This is a genomic window from Ottowia sp. SB7-C50 (assembly GCF_033110285.1).
In the GTDB taxonomy this organism is placed as follows: domain Bacteria; phylum Pseudomonadota; class Gammaproteobacteria; order Burkholderiales; family Burkholderiaceae_C; genus Ottowia.
The window spans coordinates 2,070,177-2,086,940 of the sequence record NZ_CP136995.1 but is presented as its reverse complement, the minus strand read 5'-3'; the positions used below and the strand labels follow the sequence as shown (position 1 = coordinate 2,086,940).

17 protein-coding genes are annotated in these 16,764 nt (G+C 67.9%); 12 read left to right on the top strand and 5 right to left on the bottom strand.

From position 1 onward, the window contains the following. Nucleotides 1–25 precede the first annotated feature (25 nt). From coaBC to R0D99_RS09880, 3 genes are all read left to right on the top strand, one after another. Nucleotides 26–1,279, top strand: coding sequence for a bifunctional phosphopantothenoylcysteine decarboxylase/phosphopantothenate--cysteine ligase CoaBC (gene coaBC / locus R0D99_RS09890; protein WP_317748085.1), 1,254 nt, complete (start codon nt 26–28; stop codon nt 1,277–1,279). After that, on the top strand, nt 1,276–1,722 hold the full coding sequence (dut, locus tag R0D99_RS09885; protein WP_317748084.1) for a dUTP diphosphatase: 447 nt from the start codon (nt 1,276–1,278) through the stop codon (nt 1,720–1,722). The genes coaBC and dut overlap by 4 nt, the downstream gene beginning before the upstream one ends. A 182-nt stretch (nt 1,723–1,904) precedes the next feature. Then, entirely contained in the window at nt 1,905–2,390 is a 486-nt protein-coding gene (locus tag R0D99_RS09880) for a glycine zipper 2TM domain-containing protein (RefSeq protein ID WP_317748083.1), read from the top strand. A gap of 72 nt (nt 2,391–2,462) precedes the next feature. Here R0D99_RS09880 and R0D99_RS09875 read toward each other — a convergent pair whose 3' ends face one another. Next, nucleotides 2,463–2,981 carry an FKBP-type peptidyl-prolyl cis-trans isomerase gene (locus R0D99_RS09875; protein ID WP_317748082.1) on the bottom strand — a complete coding sequence of 173 codons (519 nt, stop codon included), beginning with the start codon at nt 2,979–2,981 and terminating at the stop codon, nt 2,463–2,465. 55 nt (nt 2,982–3,036) lie between these two features. On the opposite strand from R0D99_RS09875, the gene R0D99_RS09870 reads away from it, so the two are divergent. The 3 genes from R0D99_RS09870 (at nt 3,037) to R0D99_RS09860 (ending at nt 5,249) form a co-directional block, all read left to right on the top strand. Next, nucleotides 3,037–4,158, top strand: coding sequence for a JmjC domain-containing protein (locus R0D99_RS09870; protein ID WP_317748081.1), 1,122 nt, complete (start codon nt 3,037–3,039; stop codon nt 4,156–4,158). Continuing rightward, a complete protein-coding gene (locus tag R0D99_RS09865; protein WP_317748080.1) occupies nt 4,148–4,654 on the top strand; it encodes a hypothetical protein in 507 nt (168 codons plus the stop codon). The genes R0D99_RS09870 and R0D99_RS09865 overlap by 11 nt, the downstream gene beginning before the upstream one ends. Nucleotides 4,655–4,841: 187 nt before the next feature. Beyond that, nucleotides 4,842–5,249 carry a hypothetical protein gene (locus R0D99_RS09860; RefSeq protein WP_317748079.1) on the top strand — a complete coding sequence of 136 codons (408 nt, stop codon included), beginning with the start codon at nt 4,842–4,844 and terminating at the stop codon, nt 5,247–5,249. Between the two features lie 92 nt (nt 5,250–5,341). Here R0D99_RS09860 and R0D99_RS09855 read toward each other — a convergent pair whose 3' ends face one another. The 3 genes from R0D99_RS09855 to dapA form a co-directional block, all read right to left on the bottom strand. Then, a complete protein-coding gene (locus tag R0D99_RS09855) occupies nt 5,342–6,115 on the bottom strand; it encodes an MBL fold metallo-hydrolase (RefSeq protein ID WP_317748078.1) in 774 nt (257 codons plus the stop codon). Nucleotides 6,116–6,128: 13 nt separating this feature from the next. Continuing rightward, entirely contained in the window at nt 6,129–7,184 is a 1,056-nt protein-coding gene (bamC, locus tag R0D99_RS09850) for an outer membrane protein assembly factor BamC (protein WP_317751062.1), read from the bottom strand. A gap of 130 nt (nt 7,185–7,314) precedes the next feature. Continuing rightward, the gene (dapA, locus tag R0D99_RS09845) at nt 7,315–8,199 is read right to left on the bottom strand and encodes a 4-hydroxy-tetrahydrodipicolinate synthase (protein WP_317748077.1); all 885 of its coding nucleotides are present in this window, start codon (nt 8,197–8,199) and stop codon (nt 7,315–7,317) included. Nucleotides 8,200–8,321: 122 nt separating this feature from the next. On the opposite strand from dapA, the gene R0D99_RS09840 reads away from it, so the two are divergent. From R0D99_RS09840 to R0D99_RS09815, 6 genes are all read left to right on the top strand, one after another. Beyond that, complete coding sequence (locus R0D99_RS09840; protein ID WP_317748076.1) at nt 8,322–9,857, top strand: DUF3375 family protein; 1,536 nt, start codon at nt 8,322–8,324, stop codon at nt 9,855–9,857. Between the two features lie 98 nt (nt 9,858–9,955). Further along, nucleotides 9,956–10,645: a DUF4194 domain-containing protein gene (locus R0D99_RS09835; protein ID WP_317748075.1), complete on the top strand. Its 690-nt coding sequence runs from the start codon at nt 9,956–9,958 to the stop codon at nt 10,643–10,645. 100 nt (nt 10,646–10,745) lie between these two features. After that, a complete protein-coding gene (locus tag R0D99_RS09830; RefSeq protein WP_317748074.1) occupies nt 10,746–11,000 on the top strand; it encodes an AbrB/MazE/SpoVT family DNA-binding domain-containing protein in 255 nt (84 codons plus the stop codon). Nucleotides 11,001–11,011: 11 nt separating this feature from the next. Further along, complete coding sequence (locus R0D99_RS09825; protein ID WP_317748073.1) at nt 11,012–11,446, top strand: type II toxin-antitoxin system VapC family toxin; 435 nt, start codon at nt 11,012–11,014, stop codon at nt 11,444–11,446. Beyond that, nucleotides 11,443–14,793, top strand: coding sequence for an ATP-binding protein (locus R0D99_RS09820; protein ID WP_317748072.1), 3,351 nt, complete (start codon nt 11,443–11,445; stop codon nt 14,791–14,793). Before R0D99_RS09825 ends, R0D99_RS09820 begins: the two co-directional genes overlap by 4 nt. Nucleotides 14,794–14,990: 197 nt before the next feature. Next, entirely contained in the window at nt 14,991–16,190 is a 1,200-nt protein-coding gene (locus tag R0D99_RS09815) for a DUF3322 domain-containing protein (protein ID WP_317748071.1), read from the top strand. Here the strand turns inward: R0D99_RS09815 and R0D99_RS09810 are convergent. Then, nucleotides 16,178–16,741: a class I SAM-dependent methyltransferase gene (locus tag R0D99_RS09810; RefSeq protein WP_317748070.1), complete on the bottom strand. Its 564-nt coding sequence runs from the start codon at nt 16,739–16,741 to the stop codon at nt 16,178–16,180. The genes R0D99_RS09815 and R0D99_RS09810 overlap by 13 nt on opposite strands. Nucleotides 16,742–16,764 lie beyond the last annotated feature (23 nt).

Genomic DNA, 16,764 nt, shown 5'->3' with positions numbered 1-16,764 from the left:
GCGGCCATTTGCTACATTGCGCGGCATGAATGCGAACCCGAATGCGACCGCTGTCGCTGGCGAACTGGCCGGTCGCCACATCGTGCTGGGCCTCTCCGGCGGCGCGGCCTGCTTCAAGGCGGCTGAATTCTGCCGCCTGCTCATCAAGGCCGGTGCCACGGTGCAGGTGGTCATGACCGAGGCGGCCTGTCAGTTCATCACGCCGGTGGCGATGCAGGCGCTGTCGGGGCGGCCGGTCTACGTGTCGCAGTGGGACGCGCGGCCCGACAACAACATGGCGCACATCAACCTGAGCCGCGAGGCCGACGCCATCGTCGTGGCGCCGGCCAGCGCCGACTTCATCGCGCAGCTGGTGCAGGGCAGGGCGGGCGAATTGCTGCCGCTCATGTGCCTGGCGCGCCCGATCCATCGCGTGCCGCTGCTGCTGGGCCCGGCCATGAACCGCGAGATGTGGGCGCACCCCGCCACCCAGCGCAACCTGCGCCAGGTCGTCGAGGACGGCGCCACCGTGCTGGGCGTGGCGCACGGCGACCAGGCCTGCGGCGAATTCGGCGACGGACGGATGCTGGAAGCGGCCGAGTTGCTGGAGGAATTGATCGCCTTTCTGGCGCCCAAGCCGTTGCTGGGCCAGCGCGTGCTGATCACCGCGGGGCCGACGTTCGAGGCCATCGACCCGGTGCGCGGCATCACCAACCTGTCCAGCGGCAAGATGGGCTTTGCCATTGCCCGCGCGGCGCGTGAAGCCGGTGCCGACGTCACGCTGATCGCCGGCCCGGTGCACCTGCCCACACCGCGCGGCGTTCGGCGTGTCGACGTCGATTCAGCGAGAAACATGCACGCAGCGACCGTGGCGCATGCGCACGATGCTCATATATTCATAGCTACCGCCGCCGTGGCCGACTGGCGGCCCGCCACGCAGGCCGAGCACAAGATCAAGAAGGACGGCTCGGGCGACGTGCCGCAGATGGCATTCGTCGAAAACCCCGACATCCTGGCCGACATCGCGCATTCGCCGCGCGCGCAGTCGGGTGACTTGTACTGCGTCGGTTTCGCGGCCGAAAGCCAGGACCTGCAGGCCAACGCGCAGGCCAAGCGCGCGCGCAAGGGCGTGCCGCTGCTGGTGGCCAACATCGGCCCGGCCACCTTCGGCAAGGACGACAACGCGCTGCTGCTGGTCGACGACGAGGGCGTGACCGAACTGCCGCGCGCCAGCAAGCGCCTGCTGGCGCAGCAACTGGTGCAGGAAATCGCGCGCCGCGTGTCGGGGTTGGACGCATGAAGTTCGACGTACAAATCCTTGACCCGCGCCTGCGCGAGCAGATGCCCGCCTACGCCACACCCGGCAGTGCGGGCCTGGACCTGCGCGCGTGCCTGGACGCGCCGCTGACGCTGGCGCCCAACGCGTGGCAGCTGGTGCCCACGGGCATGGCGATCCACCTGGCGGACCCTGGCTATGCGGCGCTGATCCTGCCCCGCTCCGGCCTGGGCCACAAGCACGGCATCGTGCTGGGCAACCTGGTCGGGCTGATCGACAGCGACTACCAGGGCCAGTTGATGGTGAGCGCCTGGAATCGCAGCGATACGGTCTTCACCATCGAGCCGATGGAGCGCATTGCACAACTGGTGATCGTGCCGGTGGTGCAGGCGACGTTCAATCTGGTGGACGGCTTTGTGGCGACCGAGCGCGGCACGGGCGGGTATGGTTCCACCGGTCGTGGCTGATGCCGCGGCCGGGTCGGCGTAGGCGCATTCCTACCCGGACTGCGCCGCGCGGCTGACGCTGCGTTACGCCACTGCTGGGTGGCAGCGCCACACGCTTGCCGTTCAAATCGACCTGCATTGCGTTGATCGCGCAGGCGCACGTCCCGGACGGTGCACTTGATCCATTCACAAGGAGATTTCTCATGGCCCTCACACCTCGTGTGTTTTCCTCTCTCGCCGTGGTCAGCGCCGCTGCCGCCCTGGTGGCGTGCGCGCAGCCCGCGCCGCTCGGCGGCAACACCTACCCGGTCGGCAGCTACCCGACCACGACTTACCCCGCCGGTCAGGCGCAATACGCCCAGTTCGGTCGCGTGACCAACGTGGAATACCTGCGCGGCGGCCAGACGTCCGGCGTGGCGGGTGCCGTGGTGGGCGGCGCCGTCGGCGGCCTGGCCGGCAGCCAGGTGGGCGGTGGCAGCGGGCGTACGGCTGCCACGGTGGCAGGCGTGGTGGGCGGCGCGTTGATCGGCCGCGCGCTGGAGCAGAACATGAACCGCAGCAATGTCGACTACTACCGCGTCACGGTGCAGTTCGACAACGGCAGCGTGCGTCAGTTCGACTACGGGCAGGCGCCCAACGTGCAGATCGGCGACCGCGTGCGCGCCGACGGCGACCAGCTCTACCGCTGATTCGCTGCCTGACCAGCACCAAGCAAAAACGGCACCTTCGGGTGCCGTTTTTTATGGCTGGCGCGCGGTGCGTCAGGGCGTACCGGCGGACGGCTCGGGTTGCAGCCTGAAAAAGCCGGTCCCGGCGCTGTCGCGCTCCAGTTCGTCGGCCGTCGCTTCGCGCACCGAATGCACCTTCAGGTGCAGTCGCAGCGAAATGCCGGCCAGCGGATGGTTGGCGTCCAGCACGGCGTGTTCCGGGTAAAGCTCGGTCACCATGAAGATCGAGCCCGGCGGTGCGTCGGCGATCGATTCGGCTGGCAGGGCGTCCGCCTCCAGCAGCATGCCTTCTTCGATGCCCTCGGGCATGCGGTCGCGCGGGGCCAGAAAGACCAGGTGCTCGTCGAAGTCGCCAAAAGCGTCTTCCGGCTCCAGATTCAGGTCAAGCATCGCGCCCGGCTCATGCCCCTGCAGCGCGGTGCTGATCGCGGGCAGCAGGTCGTCGCTGCCGACCAGGAACTCGACCGGCTCCTTCAGTTCGTCCAGCGTATCGCCCAGGCTGTCCTTCAGCGTCCAGGTGAGTCCAACAACGCAATGCGGTGTGATTTCCATGGCGCGCATTGTCGCATCGCAAGGCGGTCGGCGCCGGGCTGCGTATGCTTGCGGCATGGATCTCGATCAACCCCTGCCACTTCTCGGCGGCCTGTCGCCCGCCCGCTTCATGCAACGCCACTGGCAGAAAAAGCCGCTGCTGGTGCGTCAGGCCATCGCCGGCTTCAAGCCGCCGCTGGCGCGCGCCGAGCTGTTTGCGCTGGCCGCGGAGGAGGGCGTGGAATCGCGCCTCATCAGCAGCGGCGCGCGCGGCTGGCAGTTGCGGCGCGGGCCGCTGGCCCGGCGCGCGCTGCCGCCCACCGCCCGCGCCGGCTGGACCCTGCTGGTGCAGGGCGTCGATCTGCATGACGAGCGCGCCTACGAGCTGCTGCAGCGCTTTCGCTTCGTGCCCGATGCGCGGCTGGACGACCTGATGATCAGCTACGCCACCGATGGCGGTGGCGTAGGCCCGCACTTCGACAGCTACGACGTGTTTCTGCTGCAGGCCCAAGGCCAGCGCCGCTGGCGCATCGGGCGGCAGAAGGACCTGCGGCTGGTCGAAGGCCTGCCGCTCAAGATACTGGCCGACTTCGAGCCCGAGGAAGAATATGTGCTCGACCCGGGCGACATGCTCTATCTGCCGCCGCGCTGGGCGCACGACGGCATTGCGGTGGGCGAGTGCATGACCTGCTCCATCGGCTTTCGCCAGCCGGCGCGCGACGAAATGGTGCGCGAAGTGCTGCAACGCATGGCCGACGATGCCACCGACCTGGTGGGCGATGCGGCGTACCGCGACCCCCGGCAGCCCGCGACCGCGCAGCCGGCCCTGCTGCCCGACGCCATGCTGGACTTCGCGCGCGACGCGCTGCAGAAGGCCTTCGACCATCCCGAGCACCTGGCGCTGCTGCTGGGCGAGATGCTGACCGAGCCCAAGGCCAACGTCTGGTTCGATGCGGCCGCGCCGGATCAGCCCGGCACGGGTGATCTGGTGCTCGACCGCCGCACCCGCATGCTTTACGACGCGCAGCACGTGTTCATCAACGGCGAAGGTTTCCGCGCCGGCGGCCGCGACGCGCGCATCATGCGCGCGCTGGCCGACGCGCGCCGCCTGCCGGCGGCCGACGTGGCGCGCCTGAGCGCCGATGCCCGCGCGCTGCTCGACCAATGGCGCGAAGCCGGGTGGCTGCATGCGCGATGAGCCGGCGCCTGGCGACGATGCGCTGACCCAGGCTTTCGTGGGCCGCGAAAACTTTCGCAGCCATGTGCGCTCCGCCCTGGCAAGGGCGGCGTCGGAGCGCTGGCCCCAATGGGTGCTGAGCGATGCGGACTTTGTCGACTGGCCGTTGAACGACGCGGCCGTGATCGACGCGCTGCAGCAGTGGGTGCGCCACGCGCAGGGCTGCACGCTGCTGGCGTGCCGCTACGACGAGGTGCCGCGGCAGCATGCCCGATTCGTCGAATGGCGGCGCCAATGGGCGCACAAGATCGAATGCCGCATCTGCCGCGAGGCGGACCCGCAGCAACTGCCCAGCGCGCTCTGGGCGCCGTCGTGGGCGCTGCAGCGCACCGAAGGCATTCGCCACACCGGCTGGTGCGGCCGCGACCCCGGCAGGCGGCGCCGGCTGCGGGAAGACATCGACGGCTGGCTGGCGCGCAGCAGCGCCGGATTTCCGGCCTACACCCTGGGACTTTGATGCGTGCTTGCCACGCATGACGCCGATGCATCAGGGTTTGCCGCAATTGTGCTGGCGGCAAGCTATAATTTTCGGTTGAGCGGAAAGAGTTGAGTTCTTTTCTCTCAGCCAGGGCGTGGCGGTGAGACCTGCAGCGCTTTGGGGCTTTCCGTCAAATAACTCCCAATCCACGACGAGGACCATTGAAATGAACAAATCGCTCCTGCTGGCCGCCCTGATCGCCGCCGCTTCGCTGGCCGCCTGCGGCAAGAAGGAAGAGCCGGCGCCCGCGCCCGCTCCCGCTCCGGCTGCTGCCGAGTCGGCCGCCAACGCTGCCGCCGCCGCTGCTTCCGCCGCTGACGCCGCCAAGGACGCCGCTGCTTCCGCCGCCGGCGCTGCCGTGAAAGAAGCCGCTTCCGCCGCCGGTGCCGCTGCTTCCGCCACCGGCGCTGCCGTGGGCGCTGCTGCCGACGCCGCTGGCGCTGCCGCCAACGCTGCTGCCGCCAAAGCCGCCGACGCCGCCACCACCGCTGCCACCGCCGCTGCTGCTGGCGCGACCAACGCCGCTGCCGGCGCCGCCAACGCGGCTGCCGCTGCTGCCAGCGCCGCCAAGTAATTGGCCGCTGTCGCGCGCCCTGCGAAGGGCGCGCCAACAAAAAAGCCACTCTGGTCGAGTGGCTTTTTTGTTTCTGCGTGCCCGGCGCGCGCTCACACCACCAGCCAGTCACGTCCGCGGCGGGCCGTCAGCAGGATGTCCTCGTCGGCGCAGTTCAGCACCGTCGCAAAGGCGCGGCTCACCAGGTCGGGCCGGTTGTTGCGCTCGCTCAGGTGCGCCGCAACCACCGTGTTCAGCCGGTCATGCCGCAGCGCCGCCAGTGCGGCGGCGGCCTGCACGTTGCTGAGATGCCCATGCTGGCCGCCCACGCGGCGCTTGAGGAAGTCGGGGTACGCCGAACGCGCCAGCAAATCCACGTCGTGGTTGCTTTCAAGCACCAGCGCGTGCATGCCGGCCAAATTGGCCAGCGCATAGGCCGAGACATGGCCGATGTCGGTCATCATTCCGAGCCAGCGGTTGCCGTCGGAGCAGCGCAGTTGCAGCGGCTCGCGCGCGTCGTGCGGGACGGTGAAGGGGTGGAATTCGATCCCTCTGACGGAAAACACCTGGCCGTCGCGCACCCGGTGCAAGCCCGGCGTGCTGTCCGCCAGCCCCATGGCCTGCGCAGTCCCGGCGCTGGTCCACAGCGGCACGCTGTGGCGGGCCAGCAGCGTGGGTGAACAACCGACGTGGTCGCCGTGTTCGTGCGTGATGAAGACGCCGTCCAGGTCTTGCAGGCCCAGGCCTTCGGCGGCCAGCGCCGCCTGCAGCTGGCGCAGGCCCAGTCCACAGTCGACCAGCACCCGGGTGTGGTGCAGGCCGTCGTAGGCTTCGACGAGGGTGGCGTTGCCCGAACTGCCGCTGGCCAGGCTGCGAAAGCGCAGCATCCGGGGCGGCGGCTTATTTCAGCTCGTCGGCCAGCACCTGGACGATGCGCTGCCCGTCGGCGGCGTTGGCGGGTGCGCCGGCGCGGTCCTGCACCGTCACCAGGCTGCCCGGCCCCTGCGCACGCACGGCGACCTGGTACTGGCTGGTCGGCAACTGCTGGCTGGCGCGGCCGACCAGGCGGCCGAAGAAGCCGGGGTCTTTCTTTTCGGCGGCGGGGTCGACGTAGCGCACGAAGTAAATGCCCTTGCTGCGGTCGCGGTCCTCGACGGTGAAGCCGGTGCGGTCCAGCGCCAGGCCGACGCGGCGCCACGCGCGGTCGAAGTCCTCGTCCAGTTGCACCGCCGGCACGCCGGCCGCGCTGACCACGCGGGCGTTGGGCTTGCTGGCTTGTGCGGTGACGGCGGCGGCCTGCTCGGCCTTGGCGCGCTCCTGCGACACGCCCAGCTTGACCATCATGCGGCGCACGAATTCGGCTTCGAGTTCGGGGTCGCGCGCGCGCGGCTGCCACACGGTGCTGTCCTTGCGGGCCGACGAATACACCTCTTCCATGCCGCGGTGGGTGACGAAGATGTCGGTGCCGCCCTGGGCATTGCGTTCCATGCGGGTGCGGAACTTGTCGCGCTCGCCGGTCGAATAGAGCGAATCGAACACCTTGCCCAGGGTGCTGCGGATGAAGTCCTGCGGGATCTTGGCCCGGTTCTCGGCCCAGTCGGTTTCCATGATGCCCATGTTGGCCTGGTCAATCGCCAGCAGAAAGCCGCTTTCCAGCCAGAAGTCGCGCACCGGGCCCCACAGCTTTTCGGGCGGTCGATCAACGCGCAGCCAGCGCTCGCCGTCCTGACGGACGTAATGCACGTCGGCCACCTGGTTGGACGCGGTGGGCACGCCCGCAGCCTGCGCCGCCACCTGGCCGGCCTGGTAGCCGGAGGCGGTCACGCTGCCGCTGGGCATGCTGTAGCGCGACTGGCCGGGCAGCTGGCTCAGATCGGGCGGCACCTCCAGCGACACGCCGCGGCCCGACGTCTTGTAGTCGATCTTGTCGGGCTCCAGCACGGAGCAGCCGCCCATGACCAGCGTGGCCGCCGCCGCGGCCAGCAGCGCGCGGGAGAAGGGGGGTTGAACAAACGTCACGTTCGCAATCCTTGTGAACAAAATCGGTCTCTGGCCCGCAACAGAAAAGCGCTGTATGCTCCTGAAATCAGAGCAATCCGGCGGCCTTCAGCGCTTTTTCGACCACCGGCTCGTTGGCCTTGTCCAGCGGCGTCATGGGCAGCCGCATGGCGCCCTGGCACAGGCCCATGCGCGCCATGGCCCACTTGACGGGGATCGGGTTGGCCTCGACAAACAACTGCTTGTGCAGCGGCATCAGCTTGAACTGGATCTCCATCGCCTTCTGGCGGTCGCCTGCGATGGCCGCCACGCACAGCTCGTGCATCAGTCGCGGCGCCACGTTGGCGGTGACGCTGACATTGCCCTGGCCGCCGCACAGCATCAGCGCCACGGCGGTCGGGTCGTCGCCCGACAACACCGCAAAACCCTTGGGCACGTCGCGGATCAGCCACTGCGCACGCTCGATGTTGCCCGTCGCTTCCTTGATGCCGACGATGCCCGGCACCTGGGCGCAGCGCAGCACCGTGTCGTGCTGCATATCGGCCACGCTGCGGCCAGGCACGTTGTACAGGTACATCGGCAAGTCGCCCACGGCTTCGGCGATGGCCTTGAAGTGCTGGTACTGGCCCTCTTGCGTGGGCTTGTTGTAGTAGGGCACCACCTGCAACTGGCAGTCGGCGCCGACCTTCTTGGCAAAGCGCGCCAGCTCGATCGCCTCGGCGGTGGAGTTGGCGCCGCAGCCGGCCATGATCGGCACGCGCCCCTTGGCCTGCTCGACCGAGACGCGGATGATCTCCTGGTGTTCTTCGACGTCGACCGTGGGCGACTCGCCCGTGGTGCCGACCACGCCGATGCAGTCGGTGCCTTCGGCGATGTGCCAGTCGATCAGTTTGCGCAGGCTCGGGTAGTCGACGCTACCGTCCTCCAGCATGGGGGTGACAAGGGCGACGATGCTGCCGGTGATGGAAGTCATGTGTTCGACGAGAGCGGCAAAACTAGCATTTTAGGGGGTCAACAAGATTGATGCGCCGGCAGAATGCGGGAATCAGATCGCACGGGGCGGTGTACGCTCACTCCTTGATGACGCGACCCGACTTGAGTTCCCGCGAATGGTGCCAGATGCTGGTGCATGCAAGGCGCCAGCATCCGGCCTGGTCGCTGTTGGCAGCGCGGCGAGCCCCGCTGATTCTGGCCTGCCTGCAATCGTTGCTGCAAAGCCGCGTCGGCGGCGTCGACCACGAAGAAGCGGTGCAAAGCCTGGCCGCAATGCTGGGCGAGTACGCCAACGACCCCGATTTCGAAGTCGGCACCAGCGACCCCGATGAGTTGCTGGTTCTGGCGCGGCGTGAAAGTGCCGAGTGGATCAGTCGTCGCCTGCTGACCGAGCGCGAAGGCAAGTTGCAAGCGACCGATGCGCTGCAACACGCGCTGGGCTTTGTGTCGGGCCTGCGCCAGCGCATCATGACGTCGACCGCCTCGCGCCTGGCCACGGTGCAGCGAGAGGCCGAGGCGTTGGCGTTGGCCTTGAGCCCCGACGCCGAAGCGCGCGCCGCCGCGCTGGAGCGCCGCATCGAAGCCCTGCAGGCCGAACTGGCCGACGTGCGCGCCGGCCGCGTGCAGGTGCTGGCCGGCGCGCCCGCCATCGAGGGCATGAAGAACCTCTACGAACTGGCGATGGGCCTGCGCGCCGACTTTCGTCGCGTGGAGGATTCGTATCGCGAAGCCGACCGCGCGCTGCGCGAAACCATCATCAGCCAGCAGCAAAACCGCGGCCAGGTGCTTGACAGCCTGCTCGACAGCCACGACGCGCTGCTGCAATCGCCCGAGGGCCACGTCTTTCACGGCTTTTATGAGCAGTTGCAGGGCGCCGGCGGCTTGACGGAGATGGCGGCGCGCTTGAAGGAAATTCGCACCCACGCCTTGGCTGCCTCCGCCTTCAACGACCAGCAGCGCAGCGACCTGCACTGGCTGATTCCGCTGCTGGTGCGCGAATCGCGCCAGGTGATGGACGCGCGCGCTCGTAGCGAGAGCGACGTGCGCAGCTTCATGCAGACCGGCCTGGCGGCCGAGCACCACCGCGTCGGCCAGCTGGTGCAGCAGGTGCTGCACGCCGCGCTGGGGCTGGACTGGTCGCGCCAGGCGCTGCGCCGCACGTCGGCCGACGTGCCGCCGGTGGCGCTAGCCTTTGCGCAGGGCAACCACCAGATCAAGCCGCTGGACCGGCTGGTCTACAGCGACGGCACCGACGCGCCGCAGCCCACGCTGAGCTTCGACGAGCAGCCGGTCAATCTTCATGATATGGACGACGCCTTCTGGGCCGCCTTCGACACGCTGGACGAGGCCGCGCTGCTGGCGCGAACCGCCGCCGTTCTGGTCGACCACCCGGATGGACTGCATTGGCCTGACCTTGTTCGTGCATTGCCGCCCGAGCACGATTTGCAGACGCTGGCCGTGTGGCTGGACGCCGCGCTGCACGGCGGTGCCGACGCGCACGTCGCCCCGCGCGTGCAGGTGCCCGTGACCTTGCCCGATGGCGGCGAATGGCAGTTCGAGCTGCCTGACATCCCGCTCACGCCCGCGGCTTTGCAGCGGGCGCGCGGTGACGTGGTGGCGGTGGAGGAGGGCCAATGAGCAACGTGTTCGACCAACGCGTGCAGCAAGCAGCCGAGCGGAATACTCCTGAAAAGAGAGCGGAACATCAAGACACGGCACCGACCTGGACGCATGTTTTGCCTGAAAACCCGGGTCTGGAAGCCACGCCGCTTGAGAGTGGCCCCCTCACGCCCCCAGCCATCAAGAGTGTTGTGCAGGAGCTGCTGCGCACCGGCGTGGTCGAGGCAGAAGAGCGCCCCAAGGTCTACGAACTGCTGCGCCAACGCCCGCGCGAAATCGCCCAGGCGTTGGAGCCTCTCGATCTGCAATGCCGGCTGGATGAGGTGCGCGGGCTGGCCTATTTGAGCGTGGGCCGCAACTATGCCGGCGACGACGCGGCCGACATGCCGCCTGAGGGCGGTGCCGAATCCGCTAACACGGGCTGGACGCACCCCCTGGTGCGCCGCCAGCGCCTGAACCTGGAGCAATCGCTGCTGCTCGCCCTGCTGCGCCAACACTACCTCGCGCACGAACAGCAAGCCGGCATCGGCGGCGGCGTGGCGCGCGTCGGCTTGGCCGAACTGGGCGCTGAACTCGCTACGCACCTGGGCGAAAGCGGCAGCGACCAGAAAGACGACAAACGCCTGCGCCAGTTGCTGGCGGGCCTGAAGGAGCACGGCGTGGTCGGCGACGTGCAGGACAACGGCCAGGTGCCCATCCGCCCGGTGATCGCCCATGTGGCCAATCCGGAGAGCCTGTTGGCGCTGCTGAGGCAATTGGAGGGGCTGGCCGCCCAAGATGGGGCGACGCCTGGGCTGACACCATGAAGTGGGCAATCATGGCACGGGGGCACTTGAAGCAGGCGATGCGAGCGCCTATCATGTTGGAAATTCTGAATTTTTACAACTTTATCCTCTGGAGGCTGCGATGACGCAAGTCACGGTGCGTGAAAAGCACCAAATCACATTGCCGATGGCGATTGTTCGCGCCGCGCGGATTCGCGCCAACGATGTGCTGGTGGCCAGTTATCAGAACGGTGTCATCACGCTCGCCACGGCGGGTGCCGAGCCGGCCAAGCGAAAGTCTGTGATGGACTATGCCGGTATCGCCAAGGATATGTATGGCAAGGACGTCGACGAAGTTCATGCTTATCTGGCGCGCGAGCGCGCGTCATGGGAGTGATGAAGTCGCTGATGCAGAAGTTGACGGGCCAGCGCGTCTACTTCGACACCAATCCCATCATCTACTTCATCAATCAGACCGAGGGGTATTTCGACGTCTGCCTGGCGCTTTTTCAGGGCATCGAGGACGATCTGTTCAACGCGTGTTCAGGCGAGCTGTGTCTGGCGGAGTTGTTGGTTCAACCCTTGCGCGCCAACGATCCCATTCAGGTCAGAAACATCAAGGGCCTTTTTGACAATGGCTTTTTCCAACTGCTGCCCCACCACCGGGCGGTGCTGGAGCTTGCGGCCGAGATTCGAGCCACGCAAAACCTGAAGATGATCGACGCGGTGCACGCCGCCACGGCCATTCACCATCACTGCGCATGCATCATCACCGGGGACAAGGGCGTTGCCAACAAGCTGAAGGGCATCGAAGTCGTTGACCTGAACGACTACGTGCCATGAACACGCCCGAGACGCCCGATCTTGCAATACCCACCGGCTTCGTCCTTCGCAGCCTGCACGTGTTCAACTGGGGCCCGTTTGGCGGCCTGCACCATGCCGAGTTCGACGCCTGGGGCAGCGCGCTGATCGGCGCCACGGGCAGTGGCAAGACCACGCTGGTCGATGCGCTGATGACGCTGTTGGTGGAGCGGCCGAGCTACAACCTGGCTTCCACCGGCGGCACCGAAAGTGACCGCAGCCTGATGTCCTACCTGCGCGGCGACAGCGGCATGGGCAACACCACCGACAACCGCCACGTCGCGCGGCCCGACAAGACCAGCACCGGCATCGCCGCCACATTCGTGCTGGGCGAGCAACACGTGCGGCTGGCCGGCGTGTTCTGGCTGGAAGGCAGCGGCCGCGCGGCGGCGGATCGCAAGGATGTGTGGCTGTTCGAGCAGGCCAATTCCGCCGAGGCGCTGCACGACTTGCCGCATTGGCTCACCTTGCTCGATGCGGAAGGCGCACGGGGACTGAAGCACGCCGCGCGCCTGGCCGATGGGGTGCAGGTGTTCGACAGCAAGCGCGCGTACCTCGCCAAGGTGCAAGGGTGCTTTGCCGTCGGCGACAACGCTTTCCGGCTGCTCAACCGCGCCACGGGCCTGAAGCAGCTGTCCAGCATCGACGAGATTTTTCGGGAACTGGTGCTGGACGACCGCTCGGCCTTCGAGCGCGCCGCGCAGGTGGCGCAGGAGTTCGATCAGCTGGTGGGCATTCGCATCGAGCTGGAGCGCGCCCGCGCCCAGGTGCAGTCGCTGCGCCCGGTGGCCGCGCTGGCGCCGCGCCGTCTTGAAGCGCTGGCGCGCATCGAAGCGGCCCAGCAGCTGCTGGCCGCGCTGCCCTGGTGGTTTGCGCAGGCCGCGCAAACGCATTGGCAGGCCGAGTGCGAGAGGCTGCAGGCGATGATCCAAGGGCTGCAAGCGCAGGTCGATGACCTGGCCAGCCAGACTGTTCGGCACGAAGATGCCGTGGCGTTGCGCCAAGCTGCCTACGCCAAGGCCGGCGGTGGCGACATTGATACGCTGAAGAGTCTGCTGGCGGCTCACCAACGTGAGCAGGCGGAGGCCGCGCGCCAGGCGGCGCAATACCAGCAATTGATGCAACGACTCGGCTGGATGGTTGATCTGACGCCCGCTGCATTTGAATCCAACCGCCAAAAAGCCGCTACCTCGGCGTCCACTCTGCGTGAGTCGCTTCAAAAAGCAGAGCAATCGGCCTACGACGCCGGCGCCCGCCACAGCGACGACGCGCGCCGTTGCCGCGAACTGGCGGACGAGATCGAGAAGATTCGCCAGCGCCCCGGCTCCAACATCCCCAGCCACTATCAGGATTGGCGGGCCGACCTGGCGGCCGCTGTTGGCCTAGCGTCCGAGGAGTTGCCATTTTTGGCCGAACTGGTCGAGGTGCTGCCCGCCGAGCAGCGCTGGCGCGGCGCCATCGAGCGCGCGCTGGGCGGCGAGCGCCTGCGCCTGCTGGTGCCGCCCGCGGCGTTTGCGCAGGCGCTGCAATGGGTCAACAGCCGCCACAACCGGGGCGTGTTGGTGCGCCTGCTGGACCCCAAGGCCGCGCTGGCCGAGGCGCGCGAGCGCGGCAGCCAGCCGTTTGAAGATGGCTACGTCGCCAAGCTGAAATTGAAGGCGCACAAGTTGGCCCCCGTTGCCAAGGCCGTGCTGGCAAGGCGCGACCGACACTGCGTCGATTCGGTGCAGGCGCTGGCGCAGACCGACCACGCCATGACGGTGGAAGGCAGCTTTTCTGACACCGGGGGCCGCCATGAAAAAGACGACCGGCGCGACCTGCGCGAGGGCTGGCTCACCGGCTTCGACAACCGCGACCAGTTGCAGGCGCTGGCCGAGCAGTTGAAAGCCGCGCAGGCCGATGCCGCCACGAGCCTGGCCGCACGCGACGCCGCCATCGCCGAGCACAAGCGGCAGGCGCAGGAAGAAGTGCTGCTGAAAGGCTTGGCCGAACTGCGCTTCGAGCAAATCGACCACATCGGCCGCCAACGCGTGGCGGACGAGGTGCAGGCGCGGCTCGACGCCTTGCTGAAGCCCGGCTCCAGCGTCGACGTGGCGCGCCAGGCGTTGGCCGAGGCGCAAGCCGCGCTGCGCGACGTGCAGTCGCAAGCCATGCAGCGCGCGTCCGAGTTGGCGGTGCAGTCTGACCGGCTCGAATCGGCGCAAGACAAGCTGCAAGACGCGCGCCGTCGTGCCGCGAACGCCGAACCCGACGAGGCCACGCTGGTCGCGCTGCGCGACCAATTGCCCGACCTGGCCGACGTGCCCGCCGCGCAACTGTCGATGAAAGAGCGCGACTGGCGCGATGAGACGCAGGCCACGCTCAGCACCGCCAGTGGCCAGTTGCACGATCTCGAGAAAAAGCTCGTCGCGGCCATGAGCAACGCGCAAAAAGTCGACACCGGTGCGCTGGCCCAATCCGGCACCGAGATGGCCGACATCGACGCGTATCTCACCCGCCTGCACGTGCTGGAGAGCGAAGACCTGCCCGCCAAGCGCAATCGTTTTCAGAGCTACCTCAACACCTCCAGCGACCAGGGCGTGACGCAGTTGCTGACCGGCATCACGCAGGAGGTGGACGAGATCGAGCAGCGCATCGACGCCATCAACGCCACGCTGGCGCGCGTCGCCTTTCAACCCGGTCGCCACTTGCAACTGGTCTGCCAGCGCGTGGCCGCGCAAAGCGTGAAAAACCTGGAAGCGGCGCAAAAGCAGGTGCGCGTGGCCGCGCTCAAGGCTGATGCGGACGAGGGCGAAAGCCACTTCCAGGCGCTGCAAGAGGTGGTGCAGCAGTTGCGCCACGCGGCCGCCAACCCGCGCACTCTGGCCTCGCGCGCGCTGCTGGACGCGCGCCACCGCGTGCAGTTCGCCATTACCGTCATCGACACCGCCAGCGGCCAGGTGATCGAGCGGCGCACCGGCTCGCAAGGCGGCAGCGGCGGCGAGAAGGAGGTGATCGCCATCTACGTGCTGACCGCCTCGCTCAGCTACGCGCTGTGCGCGCGCCAGGCTGGCGTGCTGGATGCCGCCGATTTGCAGCCACGCTTTGCGACGATGGTGCTGGACGAGGCGTTCTCGCGCACCTCGCAGGCCGTGGCCGCGCGCATCGTGGCGGCTCTGCGCGCGTTCGGGCTGAACCCGCTGTTCGTCACGCCCAACAAAGAATTGCGCCTGCTGCGCGAGCACACGCGGCGCGCCATCCTGGTGCACCGTGAGGGGGCGCAGGCGCGGCTGGCATCGATGGGTTGGGCGGAGATCGAGGCGCGCGCGGGTGGTCAGATGTCGCGGTGATTCAATGCTTCGGGAACCGAACAGCCGGACGCAGAGGACGCAAAGGATTCGCAGAGGACGCAAAAGGATAGCCATGAAGATGTCAAAAAACATAGCTGCCTGCGCTTTTCCAGCAAGGATTCGCAGCCAATTCGTATGATTTTTGAATCCTTCTGCGTCCTCTGCGCGTCCGGCTGTTCGGCTGTTTTGATCGTTGCATGAAATCCCCCGCCGATCTCGCCCTGCAACTGCGCCGCCAATGGGCCGACACCTCGCGTCGCCTGCGCCAGTTGCTGGCCGAGGAGGGCGCATGGCCGGTCGAGCTGCCCATCCCGCTGCCGGCAGCGTCACGCTTGGAAAGCGATTTGCAGGCCGTGCGCCAGCACGTGCAGGCGTGGCGTGCCGTGCGGACAGGCCATGTGGTGTGGGAGCCGCGGCGTTATCGCAGCACGGCCGAGGCGGTGGAGATGCCGCGCACGTGGGTGCTGCAAACGCCCGTCGAATGGGTCGCCGCCATGCAGGAGGCCGCCATCGGCCGTGAATTTGCGCGCCTGCAGCGCCTGGCAGTGCTGCCCGCCGTGCAGGCGCGGCCTGACTGGCTCAAGGTGCTGATTCGCCAGCGCCATTTGCTGGAAAACTCGGCCGAAAATGACGTGGCGCGTGCCATCGGCCTGGCCGCGCAGCTGGCGCCCGGCTGTGCCGCCGGCCTGCCGCTGCGTGCCCTGCCGTTTGCCGGCATCGACGGCAAGCTGTGGGAGCGCCAGCGCACGCTGCTGACAATGCTCCTGGAAACTGAGCATCCCGGACAGTTGAGTCAAGGGCTGGAGCACTTTTTGGACGCGCAAGCCGAAGGCACGCACTGGCTCGACGTGGTCGATCTGGACGGCAGCCTGCTGCCTTGGCCCGTGTTGCGCGTGCGCAGTCACGATTTGGCGCGCCATCCGCCGCCTGGAGCCGCGTTGCTGCTGGTCGAAAACCACCAATGCCTGCACCACCTGCCGCCCGGGGGCGAACTCCCGGACACGGTCGCCATTCTGGGCGCCGGGCTGGACTTGGCCTGGCTGCGCGCTGATTGGCTGCGTGAGCGCGCGGTGGCCTACTGGGGCGACATCGACACCTGGGGCCTGACGATGCTGGCGCTGGCAAGGCAGCAGGTGCCGCAGCTGACGGCCCTCTGTATGGACGAGCCCACGCGGCAGCGCTTCATCGAACAAGCGGGTGCTGAGCCGGTGCCGACGCCTGAGATTCCCCCAGGTCTGCGGGCGGATGAGCAGGCGGTGTTCCGCGACTTGCTGGCGCAGCCTAGCCAAGGCCGTATCGAACAGGAGCGGCTGCCGGTGGACTGGGTGCGGGCGACGATTCGTCAATGGCACGCTCGGTGTCAGGCCGGCGCGCCAGCAACCCTTCAAAGCGGGTAACGCGGCGGGTCTTTGACGGCGACGCCTCCCAGCCTCACCGCCGCCATCCGTTGCACAAAGCGCTCGGGCGACGGCAGGAAGCCGTCTTCATAGGCCACCACGCGCCAGCCGGGCCCCGCACAGGCGCGCAGCAGCTCGCCGGGCTGCAGTAGAAAGTCGGGCCGCGAGGGCTTGCCGACGGTCTGGTTGCCATCGGCAAAAGTTTCGTAGATCAGCACGCCGCCGGGCGCCACGGCGTCCAGCAGGGTTGGCATCAGCGGTCGCCAGAGGTAGTTGGTGACCACCACGGCGCCAAAGCGCTGGCCGGGCAGCGGCCAGGGGCCGTTCTCGATGTCGGCCTGCACCACCGTGCCCCAGGCGCGGGCGACGGCCAGCGCGTCGGCGTCGCGGTCGATGCCCGTCACGGCGTGGCCGCGCTCGGCAAACCAGCGCATGTGCCGGCCGCGGCCACAGGCCACGTCAAGCACCGTCGCGCCGTCCGCCACCAGGGGCGTCCAGCGGCGCACCCAGGGCGAGGGCTGAGGGTCGGCGTGCGGGGTGGTCGTTGTCATGTCGGGTCGCTGAGCCTGGATAC

Excerpts from the sequence above, each read along its gene's own strand:
- R0D99_RS09865 (WP_317748080.1), top strand. The coding sequence starts at position 4,148 with ATGCGCGATGAGCCGGCGCCTGGCGACGATGCGCTGACCCAGGCTTTC.
- R0D99_RS09855 (WP_317748078.1), bottom strand. The coding sequence starts at position 6,115 with ATGCTGCGCTTTCGCAGCCTGGCCAGCGGCAGTTCGGGCAACGCCACC.
- coaBC (WP_317748085.1), top strand. The coding sequence starts at position 26 with ATGAATGCGAACCCGAATGCGACCGCTGTCGCTGGCGAACTGGCCGGT.
- R0D99_RS09880 (WP_317748083.1), top strand. The coding sequence starts at position 1,905 with ATGGCCCTCACACCTCGTGTGTTTTCCTCTCTCGCCGTGGTCAGCGCC.
- R0D99_RS09820 (WP_317748072.1), top strand. The coding sequence starts at position 11,443 with ATGAACACGCCCGAGACGCCCGATCTTGCAATACCCACCGGCTTCGTC.
- R0D99_RS09815 (WP_317748071.1), top strand. The coding sequence starts at position 14,991 with ATGAAATCCCCCGCCGATCTCGCCCTGCAACTGCGCCGCCAATGGGCC.
- R0D99_RS09875 (WP_317748082.1), bottom strand. The coding sequence starts at position 2,981 with ATGGAAATCACACCGCATTGCGTTGTTGGACTCACCTGGACGCTGAAG.
- R0D99_RS09870 (WP_317748081.1), top strand. The coding sequence starts at position 3,037 with ATGGATCTCGATCAACCCCTGCCACTTCTCGGCGGCCTGTCGCCCGCC.
- dut (WP_317748084.1), top strand. The coding sequence starts at position 1,276 with ATGAAGTTCGACGTACAAATCCTTGACCCGCGCCTGCGCGAGCAGATG.
- R0D99_RS09810 (WP_317748070.1), bottom strand. The coding sequence starts at position 16,741 with ATGACAACGACCACCCCGCACGCCGACCCTCAGCCCTCGCCCTGGGTG.
- dapA (WP_317748077.1), bottom strand. The coding sequence starts at position 8,199 with ATGACTTCCATCACCGGCAGCATCGTCGCCCTTGTCACCCCCATGCTG.
- R0D99_RS09860 (WP_317748079.1), top strand. The coding sequence starts at position 4,842 with ATGAACAAATCGCTCCTGCTGGCCGCCCTGATCGCCGCCGCTTCGCTG.
- R0D99_RS09830 (WP_317748074.1), top strand. The coding sequence starts at position 10,746 with ATGACGCAAGTCACGGTGCGTGAAAAGCACCAAATCACATTGCCGATG.
- R0D99_RS09825 (WP_317748073.1), top strand. The coding sequence starts at position 11,012 with ATGCAGAAGTTGACGGGCCAGCGCGTCTACTTCGACACCAATCCCATC.
- bamC (WP_317751062.1), bottom strand. The coding sequence starts at position 7,184 with ATGGGCGGCTGCTCCGTGCTGGAGCCCGACAAGATCGACTACAAGACG.